The sequence below is a fragment of the Pseudomonas emilianonis genome (assembly GCF_023072625.1).
Classification (GTDB): Bacteria; Pseudomonadota; Gammaproteobacteria; order Pseudomonadales; family Pseudomonadaceae; genus Aquipseudomonas; species Aquipseudomonas paraveronii.
In genome coordinates this window covers 1-14856 of record NZ_JAKNRV010000104.1, presented here as the reverse complement: position 1 = coordinate 14856, position 14856 = coordinate 1, and the positions used below count along the sequence as shown (strand labels likewise).

At 60.9% G+C, this 14856-nt stretch carries 12 protein-coding genes and 2 pseudogenes; 8 read left to right on the top strand and 6 right to left on the bottom strand.

The features are described 5' to 3' along the window. Positions 1–89: pseudogene (locus L9Z73_RS13105) on the top strand (acyl-CoA thioesterase); the annotation flags it as partial. Here the strand turns inward: L9Z73_RS13105 and L9Z73_RS13100 are convergent. The 3 genes and pseudogenes from L9Z73_RS13100 to L9Z73_RS13090 form a co-directional block, all read right to left on the bottom strand. Continuing rightward, positions 72–1220: pseudogene (locus L9Z73_RS13100) on the bottom strand (ATP-binding protein); the annotation flags it as partial. The pseudogenes L9Z73_RS13105 and L9Z73_RS13100 overlap by 18 nt on opposite strands. Then, entirely contained in the window at positions 1221–1928 is a 708-nt protein-coding gene (locus L9Z73_RS13095; RefSeq protein ID WP_247401615.1) for a winged helix-turn-helix domain-containing protein, read from the bottom strand. A 187-nt stretch (positions 1929–2115) separates the two neighbouring features. Then, complete coding sequence (locus tag L9Z73_RS13090) at positions 2116–2718, bottom strand: tRNA-(ms[2]io[6]A)-hydroxylase (protein WP_247401614.1); 603 nt, start codon at positions 2716–2718, stop codon at positions 2116–2118. A 149-nt stretch (positions 2719–2867) separates the two neighbouring features. On the opposite strand from L9Z73_RS13090, the gene L9Z73_RS13085 reads away from it, so the two are divergent. Then, positions 2868–3731 (top strand): universal stress protein, encoded by an 864-nt coding sequence (locus L9Z73_RS13085; protein WP_247401613.1) that lies wholly within the window; start codon positions 2868–2870, stop codon positions 3729–3731. Between the two features lie 3 nt (positions 3732–3734). Here L9Z73_RS13085 and L9Z73_RS13080 read toward each other — a convergent pair whose 3' ends face one another. Further along, positions 3735–4205: a DUF1289 domain-containing protein gene (locus tag L9Z73_RS13080; RefSeq protein WP_247401612.1), complete on the bottom strand. Its 471-nt coding sequence runs from the start codon at positions 4203–4205 to the stop codon at positions 3735–3737. Positions 4206–4601: 396 nt separating this feature from the next. On the opposite strand from L9Z73_RS13080, the gene acnB reads away from it, so the two are divergent. Then, positions 4602–7202 (top strand): bifunctional aconitate hydratase 2/2-methylisocitrate dehydratase, encoded by a 2601-nt coding sequence (acnB, locus tag L9Z73_RS13075; protein ID WP_247401616.1) that lies wholly within the window; start codon positions 4602–4604, stop codon positions 7200–7202. A gap of 51 nt (positions 7203–7253) precedes the next feature. Here acnB and L9Z73_RS13070 read toward each other — a convergent pair whose 3' ends face one another. Next, positions 7254–8906: a SulP family inorganic anion transporter gene (locus L9Z73_RS13070; protein ID WP_247401611.1), complete on the bottom strand. Its 1653-nt coding sequence runs from the start codon at positions 8904–8906 to the stop codon at positions 7254–7256. A gap of 144 nt (positions 8907–9050) precedes the next feature. Beyond that, a complete protein-coding gene (locus L9Z73_RS13065) occupies positions 9051–10328 on the bottom strand; it encodes a serine/threonine transporter (protein WP_247401609.1) in 1278 nt (425 codons plus the stop codon). A 485-nt stretch (positions 10329–10813) separates the two neighbouring features. Between L9Z73_RS13065 and L9Z73_RS13060 the strand changes: the two genes are divergently transcribed. The 5 genes from L9Z73_RS13060 to L9Z73_RS13040 all read left to right on the top strand — a co-directional run. After that, complete coding sequence (locus tag L9Z73_RS13060) at positions 10814–11338, top strand: cysteine hydrolase family protein (RefSeq protein WP_247401606.1); 525 nt, start codon at positions 10814–10816, stop codon at positions 11336–11338. A gap of 141 nt (positions 11339–11479) precedes the next feature. Beyond that, positions 11480–12433, top strand: a complete 954-nt coding sequence (locus tag L9Z73_RS13055) for a 2-hydroxyacid dehydrogenase (protein WP_247401605.1) — start codon at positions 11480–11482, stop codon at positions 12431–12433. A 129-nt stretch (positions 12434–12562) separates the two neighbouring features. Then, positions 12563–13630, top strand: a complete 1068-nt coding sequence (locus tag L9Z73_RS13050; RefSeq protein ID WP_247401604.1) for a phosphotransferase family protein — start codon at positions 12563–12565, stop codon at positions 13628–13630. A gap of 31 nt (positions 13631–13661) precedes the next feature. Continuing rightward, the gene (locus L9Z73_RS13045) at positions 13662–14429 is read left to right on the top strand and encodes an SDR family oxidoreductase (protein ID WP_247401603.1); all 768 of its coding nucleotides are present in this window, start codon (positions 13662–13664) and stop codon (positions 14427–14429) included. Positions 14430–14626: 197 nt separating this feature from the next. Beyond that, a partial coding sequence (locus tag L9Z73_RS13040; protein WP_247401602.1) for a GntR family transcriptional regulator occupies positions 14627–14856 on the top strand: 230 nt, incomplete at its 3' end.

The window sequence follows — 14856 nt, the reverse complement described above, 5'->3', positions numbered from 1 at the left end:
CCTTTCCCGAGCGCATCGAAATTGGCCTGCGTGTCGGCAAGTTGGGCAACAGCTCGGTGCAGTATGAGTTGGCGGTATTCACGGCTGGCGTCGAGGCGAATGAACGGCTGGAAGATCTTCGCCCGGCCCTCCTCGGGTATGCCCGGGCCGTCGTCGCAGACCCGCACCTCATAACCGCTGCCGAACTTGACCAGCGACACTTCTACCCGGCGGTCGGCGTAACGAATGGCGTTACGCAGCAGGTTGATCACCGCGCGCGCCATGAAGCGCGGTTCGATCTGGATAACGTCGACCTCACACCTGCGCAAGGACAACTGCACGCCTTCCACCTCGGCCTCCAGGGCGACGCTGCCGATCACGCTGTCGAGCCAGCTCTGGGCCTCGATAGCCTCCCGCGTGACCTGGGTGGCGCCGCGCTCCAGGCTGGCGTAGGTCAACAACTCCGAGACCATATCCTCCAACTCGCCAAGGTCGGCGTACATGTCGGCAATCAGTGCGAGGCTCTGCCGGGGATCGGCCTGTTGTTTGAGCTGATCGAGCTCGAACGACAAGCGCGCGATAGGCGTGCGCAGTTCATGGGAGACCGCGTTGGTCAGCTCACGCTGGTTGGCAATCAGGCTTTCGATGCGTTCGGCCATCTGATTGAAATGCCCGGCCAGTTCGCGCACGGTGGAACGACGCGGCAACAGGATGCGCGAGCAGAGGTCGTTGTCGCCGAAGCGTTGGGCGGCCAGGCGGATGTGTTCAAGGTCGCGCCAGTGCGGGCGTACCCAAAAGTACAGCACAAGAGCCAGGCACAACCCGAGAAAACCGTAGGCCCACAGGTACAGCCACTTGGGTTCCTCAGGCAGTTTTATTTCCAGCAACTGCGGGCCCGTGTCGATACGGGTGAGGAACTCCTTGAAGTCCCCGCGCACCACCAGCAAGCCGTCGCCCAGAAGTTTTTGTTCGCGCTCGGTCAGTTCCAGGGAGTCCTTCTCCACCAGTTTCAGAGGCAACCCATAGTGGGGTTGCAACTCGGCCAGCCGAGCTTGCCGCGCTTCGCCGAGCAGCGGCCGCAGTTGCTCGACCAGGCCGTAGGCCGGGCCACGCAGGGCTTCGCGGTTATAGGTTTCGTTGGCTTCGGGCAGCAACTCGTCGAACGTGTAGTTGACCAGCCAGATCGCGCCCGCCAGGCCCAGGGCCAGAATCACATACAGGCGTAGAAACAGGCGCAGCATCTAGACCTCCCACGCAAACGGATTGAACAGATAGCCCTTGCCCCAGATGGTCTTGATGCACACCGGTTCACGGGGGTTATCGTTGAGTTTGCCGCGCAGCTTGCTGATGTACACGTCGACGCTGCGGTTCAGGCCGTCAAAGGCGATGCCGCGCATGCGGTTGAGGATGTCATCGCGGGAGAGGATCTTGCCGGCGCTGCTGGCAAGCAACCACAGCAGCTCGAATTCCATGGTGGTGAGGTCGATCTTCTCGCCGCCCAGGCTGACCACCCGGCAACTGCGGTCAATGGCCAGCCGCCCGAACTCGATGGCCCCGCGTACCGTCGGCTCCGGCGCCTGGCGACGTTGCAACGCACGCAGGCGGGCCAGCAACACCGGCGGTTTGATCGGTTTGATCACGTAGTCATCGGCGCCGGACTCCAGGCCGAGAATGTGGTCCAGGTCGTCTTCCTTGGCGGTGAGGATCACGATCGGCGTATCGGACACCGTGCGAATCTCGCGACACACATGCAGGCCACTCTGGCCGGGCAGCATCAGGTCGAGCACGACAATCTTTGGCTTGAAATCGAGGAAGGCCGCCAAGGCTGCATCGCCGCGATGCACCACCCGCACTTCAAAACCGTGCTGTGCCAGAAAGTGCGCGACCAGCCCTGCCAGCTTCTCATCATCCTCAACGAGCAGGACCTTGCCCAGACCCAGGTTTTCCATAAGCTCTCAGTGTGCGACGCAGATTGAAGTGCGCGCAGTATAGAAGGCAAGCTGTCCGGCAACAGCGCTTGGTCGGCCACGCGCGATGAAACTTCATGCTTTTAAGAGTTTTTAACAAATAGCCTGCAATTTTTAACGCCATTACAGGCAGCACTATGCGCAAGGATGACCTGGCGTCGCCGTCGCCTCAGGCCGGTACGCCACTGTGAAAGCGGAACTCGACGTCCGGTGACTCGATCAGCGCCTGCTCGGCCGCCCTCACCCGCTCGATCACCTGGGCAACGTCCTTGGCTTCGCCGTACTGGTACGCCAGTTTCAAATAACCCTGGTAGTGCCGCGCCTCGCTTTTCAGCAGGCCGAAGTAGAACTTGCCGAGTTCTTCGTCCAAATGCGGCACCAGGGCCTCGAAACGCTCGCAACTGCGCGCCTCGATAAAGGCGCCAACCACCAGGGTGTCCACCAGTTTGACCGGTTCATGGGTGCGCACCACCTTGCGCAACCCCGAGGCATAACGCCCGGCGTGCAACTGGCGCAGCTCGACCTTGCGCTTCTTCATCAGACGCATGACCTGTTCGTGGTGGACCAGTTCTTCGCGTGCCAGGCGCGACATCATATTGATCAAGTCAACATGGCTGTGATACTTAGCGATCAGGCTCAAGGCGGTGCTGGCGGCCTTGAATTCACAGTTTTTATGGTCGATCAACAGGGTTTCCTGATCGGCCAGTGCGGCCTGGACCCAGGCGCCAGGGGTGGGGCAACCGAGGAATTCGTGGATTTCGGGCAGGGTCATCGGGCTCACGGGCAAAGGATCACAATAGGCCGCCGATTATACCGACCGCGCCGCAGACCACCAGCCACTGGCCTTGATGTGTATCAACATGACGTCTGGCGGGCAGCAACTATAGTTGCTCAACGCCCCCTTTCTGGAGAGTCCCGACCATGCAAGCCATCCGCAGCATCCTGGTGGTCCTTGAGCCCGAGCATTCGGAAAGCCTGGCCCTCAAGCGCGCCAAACTGATCGCCGGGGCCACCGGCGCGCATCTGCACCTACTGGTGTGCGACAAAAAGCGTGAGCATTCGGCGCTGTTGAGCCTGCTCAAGTCCGGCCTGACGGAAGACGGCTACAACGTCACGACCGAACAGGCGTGGAATAACAGCCTGCATGAAACCATCATCAGCGTGCAGCAGGCCGAAGGCTGTGGCCTGGTGATCAAACAGCACTACGCCGACAGCCCACTGAAAAAGGCGCTGCTGACCCCGGCGGACTGGAAGCTGTTGCGCTACTGCCCTGCGCCGGTCCTGCTGGTCAAGACGGCAACCCCATGGAGCGGCGGCGTCATTCTCGCAGCCATCGATGTGGGCAATACCGACGCCGAACACCGCGCGCTGCACCACATGATCGTCGACTACGGCTTCGACATTGCCAGCCTGTCTAAGGCCTCACTGCATGTAATCAGTGCCCATCCATCGCCGATGCTCTCGGCCGGCGACCCGGTGTTTCAGCTCAAGGAAACCATCGAGGCGCGCTATCGCAAGCAGTGCACAGCATTCCAGACCGAATTTGATATAGACGACGCCCACCTGCATATCGAAGAAGGCCCGGCGGACGTGCTGATTCCCCATACCGCTTACACATTGAAAGCGGCAGTGACGATCATCGGAACTGTGGCGCGCACCGGACTGACCGGGGCGCTGATCGGCAATACAGCGGAGGTGGTGCTGGATGCGCTGGAAAGCGATGTGCTGGTGCTCAAGCCGCAGACACTGACGGATCAGCTGGAAAAGCTGGCCAACCAGGCCTGATCGTCAGGCACCCAACACATCCTTGAGAAACCCCGGCGCGATATAGCGCTGGTAATGCGCCTCGGACAGGATAAAAAACTCACGGTCGATGGCATCGCGCAGCTCCGGCAGGCTCCACTCGCGAAACTCCGGCAGCAGCACCATGCCATAGGCCTCCAGGTTGGAAATCACCCGCGCCCCGCGGGCGATCAACTGGTATGCCCAGCAGTACTCTGACTGATGCGGCACAAAGCGAATCTTGCGTTGTTCCAGTTGGCCGCGCAGGGTCTTGGGGTCGAAAACCTCCAGCTTGCCGGCCATGACCTGCACCAGCAGTTGCTCAAGCCGTAGCCAGACCGCGCGTTTTTCCTCTTCGTTATAGCCATTCCACTGGATCACTTCATGGTGGAAGCGCTTGCATCCGCGACACACGAGGTCACCGTAAACCGTGGAGCACAGGCCTACGCAGGGGGTCTTGATGGTGTGGTTGGACATGGGTGGCAACACGCAAATCAGCGAAACAGTGCGCCATGTTAGCCCTTTGTCTAAGGTTCATCACCCCGCAAACTTGGCTTGGCAACTTACCTTTAGAAATTATTTGCCGTAGAATCAACCGGCCTTATAAGGCGCCAATAATCCGCTGGAAGCTGTTTTCAAAGCGTCACGAGCACAGTCGATCCTTCAGAACGGTATTGGCGATGGTCAATGACCCCGCAGGTCAAGCCAGCGCCAACCCTCATCAGCTCCGTTCTGCAGGCGTAAAACTTTGAAAGCAGCTTCTGTGAGGAATGTCGGCAGCGCAGGCTTTGCGGCCCAAAAGGCCCCCGAGCGCGTGCGTGCCGTTCATTTCTGGATGAGCGTCCCGTGGGACCACTGATGAGGGTAATAACTGTGCTTGAAGCGTATCGCAAACATATCGAAGAGCGTGCAGCCCTGGGTATTGTTCCCCAGCCGCTTAATGCCGAACAAACCGCAGGCCTGGTTGAGCTGCTGAAAAATCCTCCGGCTGGCGAAGAAAAATTTCTCGTTGACCTGATCACCAACCGCATTCCACCAGGTGTTGACGAAGCAGCCTACGTCAAAGCCGGTTTCCTGTCTGCCCTGGCCAAGGGCGAAGCCACTTCTCCCCTGATCGACAAGAAACGCGCTGTTGAACTGCTTGGCACCATGCAAGGCGGCTACAACATCGTGACCCTGGTCGAGCTGCTCGACAGCGCCGAACTGGCGCCAGTTGCCGCCGCTCAGCTCAAGCACACCCTGCTGATGTTCGATGCGTTCCACGACGTGGCTGAAAAAGCCAAGGCCGGCAACGCACACGCCAAAGCCGTGGTCCAGTCCTGGGCCGACGGCGAGTGGTTCAAGAACCGCCCGACCCTGGCCGACAAGATCAGCCTGCGCGTGTTCAAGGTCACCGGCGAAACCAACACCGACGACCTGTCGCCTGCGCCGGACGCCTGGTCCCGCCCTGATATCCCGCTGCACGCCCTGGCGATGCTGAAAATGGCTCGCGAAGGCATCGTGCCGGACGAGCAAGGCAAAACCGGTCCGATGAAGCAGATCGAAGAAATGCGCGGCCAAGGCTTCCCGATCGCCTACGTCGGTGACGTGGTCGGTACCGGTTCGTCGCGTAAATCGGCAACCAACTCCGTGCTGTGGTTCTTCGGCGACGACGTTCCTTACGTGCCGAACAAGCGCGCCGGTGGCTTCTGCTTCGGCAGCAAGATCGCTCCAATCTTCTACAACACCATGGAAGATGCTGGCGCACTGCCGATCGAATTCGACGTCACCAACATGAACATGGGCGACGTGATCGACCTGTACCCGCATGCTGGCAAAGTCTGCAAGCACGGTACCGATGAAGTCCTGACCACCTTCGAAATGAAGACTCCGGTGCTGTTGGACGAAGTCCGTGCCGGCGGCCGTATCCCGCTGATCATCGGCCGTGGCCTGACCGAAAAAGCGCGTACCGAACTCGGTCTGCCACCGTCCGACCTGTTCAAGAAGCCGGAAGCTCCGGCCGAAAGCACCAAGGGTTTCACCCTGGCGCAGAAGATGGTCGGCAAGGCTTGCGGTGTGGTTGGCGTTCGTCCAGGCACCTATTGCGAGCCGAAGATGACCACCGTGGGTTCCCAGGACACCACCGGTCCTATGACCCGTGACGAACTGAAAGACCTGGCGTGCCTGGGCTTCTCGACCGATCTGGTGATGCAGTCGTTCTGCCACACCGCGGCTTACCCTAAGCCGATCGACGTGACCACCCACCACACCCTGCCTGACTTCATCATGACCCGTGGCGGCGTGTCGCTGCGTCCAGGCGATGGCATCATCCACAGCTGGCTGAACCGCATGCTGCTGCCGGACACCGTCGGCACCGGTGGTGACTCCCACACCCGTTTCCCGATGGGCATCTCGTTCCCGGCCGGTTCCGGCCTGGTAGCGTTCGCCGCAGCCACTGGCGTCATGCCACTGGACATGCCGGAATCGATCCTGGTGCGCTTCAAAGGCAAAATGCAACCTGGCATCACCCTGCGTGACCTGGTTCATGCCATTCCTTACTACGCGATCCAGGCTGGCCTGCTGACCGTAGAGAAGAAAGGCAAGAAGAACGCCTTCTCCGGCCGCATCCTGGAAATCGAAGGCCTGGACAACCTGAGCATCGAACAAGCCTTCGAGCTGTCCGACGCCTCGGCTGAACGTTCGGCTGCCGGTTGCACCATCAAGCTGTCGAAAGATTCGATCACCGAGTACCTGAACTCCAACATCACCCTGCTGCGCTGGATGATCGGCGAAGGCTACGGCGATGCACGCACCCTGGAACGTCGCGCCCAAGCGATGGAAGCCTGGGTTGCCAACCCGGAGCTGATGGTGGCCGATGCCGACGCGGAATACGCCGAAATCATCGAGATCGACCTGGCCGACATCAAGGAGCCTGTGCTCTGCGCGCCAAACGATCCGGACGACGCCCGTCTGCTGTCCAGCGTTGCTGGCGAGAAGATCGACGAAGTGTTCATCGGTTCGTGCATGACCAACATCGGTCACTTCCGCGCTGCCGGTAAACTGCTGGATCAGGTCAAGGGTCAGCTGCCAACCCGTCTGTGGCTGTCGCCGCCGACCAAGATGGACGCTCACCAACTGACCGAAGAAGGCTACTACGGCATCTACGGCAAGGCTGGCGCGCGCATGGAAATGCCGGGCTGCTCGCTGTGCATGGGTAACCAGGCACGTGTAGAACCGAATGCGACCGTTGTGTCGACTTCGACCCGTAACTTCCCGAACCGTCTGGGCGATGGCGCCAACGTCTACCTGGCTTCGGCCGAGCTGGCGTCGGTGGCTTCGATCCTGGGTCGCCTGCCGACCGTCGAGGAGTACATGGAATACGCCGCGAAGATCAACACCATGGCCAGCGACGTATATCGCTACCTGAGTTTCGATCAGATCGCCGAGTTCCGTGAAAGCGCTGCAAACGCCAACATCCCGGTGCTTCAAGCCTAAGGGTGTATTGATGTAAAAGACGCCGCGTATCGCAAGATACGCGGCGTTTTTTTATGCCTGCGGATGGGCCCGCAACGCCAGTTGCACCGCCCCATCGACGCTCAAGCCGCTGAGCAAAACCTCTGGCGCCTGCGCCTCGGGCAGCATCTGCAATACTTCATGGGCATCATGTCGCACCCGTGCCAGCACCAGTTGTTTGCCCTGTGCGCGTACCTGGGCAAAAAAAGCGGCCAGCGCTTCGATGCTGGTGCCGTCGAGGTCGTGGGATTCTTCCAGGCTCAACACCACCATCTGCGCGGATGACTGGCGCATCAAGCGCAGGGCAGCGCCGAGAATGCGCTCGGCATTCGCAAAAAACAGCGCTTCGCTCGGCCGTATGATCAATACGCCGGGGATGGTCAGCGCATCGGCATGGTGTAGGCGGTCCACAAAGTCATGAGTGTCGCCCAAACGCCCAAGCACCTGGATATCCGCTGCCGACATCTGGCGCAACATCAACACCACGCTGATCGCGACCGACAATAACAAGCCATCCAGCACGCCGAGCACCAGCACCGCCGCCACCGCGCACACCGCCAGCAAACGGTCACGCCGCCACAGGAAGTAACGCCCCAGGGGCTGCAAGCTCAAACCGCGGGCCAGGGCATAGATCACCACCGCCGCCAACACCGGCTCCGGCGTGAGCGCAACATACGGCAGCACCGTCAACACAATCGCCAGGATCACCAGCGCCGCGACAATCCCCGCCAAACGCGAATAGGCGCCAGCCGCCTCGTTCGCCGAGGTCGCCGAATACCCGGCGCCCGTCGGCATGCCGTGGAACAAACCGGACACCAGGTTAGCCGCCCCCAGCGCCAGCAAATCGCGGTTGGACGACACCCGGTCGCCATGTTTAAGGGCGAACGAACTGATCGAGCCGTAGGACTCTGCATACAAAATCATGACCAGCGCAAACGCCAACTCGCCCAGGCGCAGCCAATCGGCAAACGGCAGCACCGGCAAATGCCCCAGCTCCAGGCGCAGGTCAATCAGGCCGATCAGCGCCACACCCTGGGCCTGCAGGTTCAGGCTCTGGCCGGCAACAATGCCCAGCACTATCACCACCAACCCGCCGGGCAGGCGCGGAACGCGGTCGCATAACCACAACACCAGCAATGCCACCGCGGCCACCATGGCGGCGGGCCAGTTCCAGTGCGGCAGTTGCTCCAGCAACTGCGGCAGGAAGCGGATCAGGTTGTTATCGGTCAGGTGAACACCCACCACACCGGCCAATTGCTTGAGAATGATGGTCAGCGCCAGGCCGAAGGCAAACCCGCGCAACACCGGCTTGGCGATAAAAGAGGTGACACCACCGAGCTTGAACAACCCGGCCAAGAGAAAAAACACGCCAATGATCAACACCAGCCCGAAAGCCAGGGACAGCCTCAGCGCCGGATCATCACCCGCCAGGCTGGCCGTTGCCGCCGCCAACACCGCCGCCGACGAAGAGGTAGCCGAGACAATCGCGAAGCGGCTGGTGCCGAACAGGCCGTAGCACACCAGCCCGGCAAACAAGGCAATCACACCGGCCTGGGGCGGCAGCGCGGCAATGCTGGAATAGGCCACTGCCTCCGGCAGCAGCAAACCGGCAATCGATAAGCCGGCGAGTATGTCCTGGGTACGCTTCGACGCAGCGACAACGGGCGCATCGGTTTCAGTGTTCAATCGGCCCCACCCATCCTGGCTAAAAAAGTGCTCCAGCTTAGCGCCCATTGCCGTGCGGCGGTTGCGCCGCGTCAGGTTTTACGAGCGTAAAAAAGGGCTGATCCGCCATGTCTGCGAATCAGCCCTGGTTGGTGCAGCGCGCTGTCAGGACATCAGCGAGTAAATCAACGCGGTAATCGCCACCAGGCCGACCGCCGTGACAAACACATTGGACGCCTGCCCACGGTACTTGGCCATCGCCGGCACCTTGCGGATCGCGTACATCGGCATCAGGAACAGGATCGATGCAATGATCGGCCCGCCCAACGTCTCGATCATGCCAAGGATGCTCGGGTTAAGCGTAGCGACAATCCAGCACACCAGCAGCATGAAGGCGGCGGTCATGCGGTCCAGGGTCTTCGGTGCCGGACGGCGGCCGGTTTTCGCGACCAGGCCCTTGAGGCCTTCGCTGGCGCCGATGTAGTGGCCCAGGAACGACTTCGCAATCGCCACGAACGCAATCAACGGCGCGGCGAAGGCGATGGTCGGGTTGTCGAAGTGGTTGGCCAGGTATGACAGGATCGACAGGTTCTGCGCTTTCGCTTCGGCCAGTTGCGCTGGCGACAGGGTCAGCACGCAACTGAACACGAAGAACAGCACCATCACCACCATCAACAGATGCGCGCGCGACAGGATCTGCGAACTGCGCTCATCGGCGTTCGCGCCGTACTGACGTTTCTGGTCCACGGCAAAGGCCGAGATGATCGGCGAATGGTTGAACGAGAACACCATCACCGGAATCGCCAGCCACAAGGTGCTGAGCAACGCCGAAGGCGCCGGGACCACGCTGGCGGTGCTGAGGATGCCACCATTCCAGTGCGGGATGAGGTACACCGCCAGAAACAGCAAGGCGACGATAAACGGATACACCATCACGCTCATGGCCTTGACGATCGCCTGCTCACCGCAACGCACCACGGCCAGCAGGCCGAGGATCAGCACAAACGCCAGGATCGCCCGTGGTGGCGGCATGATGTGCAACTGGTGCTCCATGAAGCTGCCGACGGTGTTGGTCAGCGCCACGCTGTAGATCAGCAGGATCGGGAAGATCGCCAGGAAGTACAGCAAGGTGATCAGCGCACCGGCCTTGACGCCGAAGTGCTCTTCGACCACGTCGGTGATGTCGGAGCCTTCACGACCGGACAGCACAAAACGCGTCAGGCCTCGGTGGGCAAAAAACGTCATCGGGAAGGCCAGCAGCGCCAGGATCACCAACGGCCAGAAGCCGCCAAGGCCGGCGTTGATAGGTAGAAACAAAGTGCCAGCACCAATCGCCGTGCCGAATAGGCCAAGCATCCAGGTGGTGTCCTGACGGCTCCAGTTTGTAAGGATTACAGGTGTCGCGACATAGCGTTCGTCGACGCTATTGGCCTGATCATTCATCCGATCGGATCTCCGCATTTCCACAGCAGGGACGAGTCAGAAAAACCTGACAGGCAGCGCCCCAACCATAACAGGGGCGCGATTGTCCGGGATTCTTTCGAATAAGCAAAGGCTTAGCTGAGGAACGGTTAAGCGGTGCAGAGGCTCAAGAGCGAGGTTTTCGGCTATTTTTGGCGCGCTCAGCGTGGAGAACATCAGGGCGGTGGCGTATCAGATGAATCCATTATGAGTGCCCGAAACATCGTTATGCCTTGTAAGAGAATACCTGCGACTGTTGACTGTCAAACGCATGCCCAGCATGATCGGCCCATGAACCTATTTCAGCTACGCCTCACCCGCACCACCACAACGACCGCTTCCGGCGGGTCGTGCGGTTGCCGTGGGGGCGTGAACTAGACGCCTCAAAGATTCAACCCAAGGCCCCGCCAGCAATGGATGGGGCCTTTTTATTGCGCCTCCATCTGGCGCACGCAAGGAGCAACACCATGGCTGACGCCCTGTTGATCATCGATATGCAAAGCGGTTTGTACGATGGCCCGGACCAACCCTTCGAACGCGAACGCGTGCTGGAGACCATTAACCAACTGATCCGTCGCGCCCGCACAGCCGGCGCACCGATCTTCGTCGCCCGTCACACTGGCCCGGCGGGCTCACCGATTGCAGCGGGCAGCCCGTATTGGCAGGTGTGGCACGCACTGGATGTCGATGAGGCTCGTGATCAGTTCTTCAATAAAACCCGCCCCAGTTGTTTCCTCGGTACCGATCTGGCGCAGCGACTGCGCGCGACACAGGTCAATGAACTGGTGATTGTCGGGATGAAAACCCAGTTCTGTATCGATACCACTTGCCGCGTAGCAGTAGAACTGGGGTTCTCGGTGATCCTGCCCGAGGATGGCCATACCTGCATGGACACCGCAACGCTGTCGGCGGCAGCGATCATCGAACATCACAACGCCACATTGGCCGGAGCGTTTGCGCAACGCGTGAGAGCTGTTGAGGTCAGTTTCTGACAACGTAGATACCGCGGGACCGAGCTTGCTGTGGCGAGGGCACAAGCTCGGCCTCACCATGATTTTTCTGCTCCAACAAAACGATTTTGCCTACAAATCCCGCATACTCTTGCTCTCAAACCCTTCAGGAAGAGCCTTCCGATGACAACCACTGTTCTGGTTCTGGTTGAAACCATCAACGAATACCTGCCCATCATCGAGAGCAATGACTTTCATGTGATCCTGGCGCCGACGCCCGCCGAGCGCGCACAGGCCATCAAGACCCATGGCGGGCAGATCCAGGCTGTGCTGACCCGTGGCCCGCTGGGCCTGTATCCCGAAGAAATCGCCGCGCTACCGCTGCTGGAGATCATCTGCGTGATCGGCGCCGGCTATGAACATGTCGACCTGCAGGCAGCGAGCAATCGCGGGATCGTGGTGACCAACGGTGCCGGCGTGAACGCGCCGTCGGTGGCGGACCACGCCATGGCTTTGTTGCTGTCATTGGTACGCGGCATTCCACAAACGGACGCGGCAGTACGCCACGGCGAGTGGCCCAAGGTGATGCGCCCTTCCCTCGGTGGCAAGCAACTGGGGATTCTCGGGCTCGGCGCGGTAGGCCTGGAGATCGCCAAGCGCGCCGCCCTCGGGTTCGGCATGCAGGTGAGCTACCACAACCGCCAGCCGCGCGATGACGTGGACTACACCTATTGCTCGACTGCCGTGGAGCTGGCGCGCACCTCGGACTTCCTGATCCTGGCCACGCCCGGCGGCCCCAGCACGCGCCACTTGATCGATCGCCATGCCCTGGATGCGTTGGGGCCGAACGGCTACATGGTGAATATCGGCCGTGGCAGCGTGGTGGTGACCGCCGACCTGATCGCTGCCCTGGAGCAGCGCCGTATCGGCGGCGCGGCGCTGGATGTGTTCGACGACGAGCCCAAGGTGCCCGACGCCCTCAAGCGCCTGAGCAATACCGTGCTGACCTCCCATGTGGCCGGGCTGTCACCAGAAGCCGCCCACGATACGGTGCAACGGGTGGCCGACAACCTGCTGGAGTACTTCGCCGGCCGGCCGGTGCTGACGCCGGTCGCCTTGCCCCCGCCCGAAAAATGACCGATCAGGCACGCTGATCATCATCCAACACGCGAACCTATTAAGCCGCCCCAACCTTGTGGCCGGGCGGCTGTGCGCATTAGATTAGCCAATAGTCCGAGGCCTTTAGAATAAGCAGAAGGGATAAGCATGGCGCTGAACGACCAATCGACCCAGATCCGCCCAGGCGAAGAACTTGATGCCAGCCTGATCGATCCCTACCTCAAGGCCCATATTGCGGGCCTGAGCGGCGCGGTCAAGATCAGCCAGTTCCCCGGCGGCGCGTCCAACCTGACCTACCTGCTCGAATACCCGGGCCAGGAATTCGTACTGCGCCGCCCGCCGTTCGGGCACAAGGCGAAGTCCGCCCACGATATGGGCCGCGAATTCCGCATTCTCAATCAACTTAAAGACGGCTTTCCCTACTGCCCCAAAGCCTACGTGCATTGCACCGATGAATCGGTGATCGGCGCCGAGTTCTATGTGATGGAGCGCGTCAACGGCATCATCCTGCGCTCCGACCTGCCGGCGGAACTGGGCCTGGACGCAAGCAAGACCGAAGCGCTGTGCAAAAGTTTTATCGACAAGTTCGTCGAACTGCATCAGGTGGACTACAGCGCCTGCGGCCTGGCTGACCTGGGCAAGCCCGAAGGTTACGTGGAGCGTCAGATCCGCGGCTGGAGCGACCGCTACGAAAAAGCCCTGACCCCCGACGCACCGCGCTGGGAGGCCGTGCGCGCCTGGCTCAACGACAAGATGCCGGCCGACCACCCCACCTCGAGCATCGTGCATAACGACTACCGCTTCGACAACGTGATCCTCGACCCGCACAACCCGATGCAGATTATCGGCGTGCTGGATTGGGAGCTGACCACCCTCGGCGACCCGCTGATGGACCTGGGCAACACCCTCGCCTACTGGATCGAAGCCGCCGACCCGGCGCCCGTGCAACTGATGCGCCGCCAGCCGAGCAACGCGCCCGGCATGCTCACGCGCCGCCAGTTCGTCGACTATTACGCCGAGCGCTCGGGCCTTGAGATCGACAATTTCGACTTCTACTACACCTACGGCCTGTTCCGCCTGGCCGGCATCGTGCAGCAGATCTACTACCGTTTTTTCCATGGACAGACCCAGGACAAACGCTTTGCGCAGTTCATTCAGATGAACAAGCTGCTGGAGCAGATGAGCCTGAATGTCATCGGCAAATCCGCCCTCTGATCGACCGAGCCAAGACCCACAAGGAACCACCATGTCCAAGACCAACCTGTTCGACCTCGACGGCAAGATCGCTTTTGTCTCCGGCGCCAGCCGTGGCATCGGTGAGGCCATCGCCAAGTTGCTGGCCCAGCAAGGCGCCCATGTGATCGTCTCCAGCCGCAAGCTGGAAGGCTGCCAGCACGTGGCGGATGCGATCATCGCCGACGGCGGCAAGGCCACTGCGGTTGCCTGCCATATCGGTGAAATGGAGCAGATCACCCAGGTCTTCGCCGGCATCCGCGAACAGTTTGGGCGCCTGGACATCCTGGTCAACAATGCCGCGACCAACCCGCAATTCTGCAACGTGCTGGACACCGACCTGGGCGCCTTCCAGAAAACCGTGGATGTGAATATTCGCGGCTACTTCTTCATGTCGGTGGAAGCCGGCAAACTGATGCGCGAAAACGGCGGCGGCAGCATCATCAACGTGGCCTCGATCAACGGGATCTCCCCGGGCGTGTTCCAAGGCATTTATTCGATAACCAAGGCCGCCGTGATCAACATGACCAAGGTGTTCGCCAAGGAATGCGCCGAATTCGGCATCCGTTGCAACGCGCTGCTGCCTGGCCTGACCGACACCAAGTTCGCCTCGGCGCTGGTGAAGAACGACGCGATCCTGAAAATGGCCCTGGCGCAGATCCCGCTCAAGCGCGTGGCGGACCCAAGCGAGATGGCCGGCGCGGTGCTGTACCTGGCCAGCGATGCATCGAGCTACACCACCGGTGTGGCGCTGAACGTGGACGGTGGCTTCCTGTCCTGATCCTATAAACCGCGCAATGCCCCAGTGGGAGCGGGCTTGCTCGCGATGACGGCGGATCAGTCAATGCAACGGCGACTGGTGTACCGCGATCGCGAACAAGCCCGCTCCCACTTTTTTTATCGCGTTGTCCTACCGCCCCTTTGGAGCAAGCGTCGCCAGCGAGTAGTCTTGGAGCGACTCAGCCCCTCAGGAAAAACATGGAACTGCACGTGATCATCAACGGCCGCAAGGACCTGGCCGAACAGCTTTACCAGCAACTGCGCGAAGCCATTGACTCCGGCCGCCTGGCCACCGGGGCCCAGTTGCCACCCAGCCGCCTGCTGGCCGCGCAACTGGGCGTGTCACGCAAGACCGTGTCCGACACCTACGCCACCCTGACCTACGAAGGCCTGCTGGTGGGCAAGACCGGCCGTGGCACGTTCGTCAG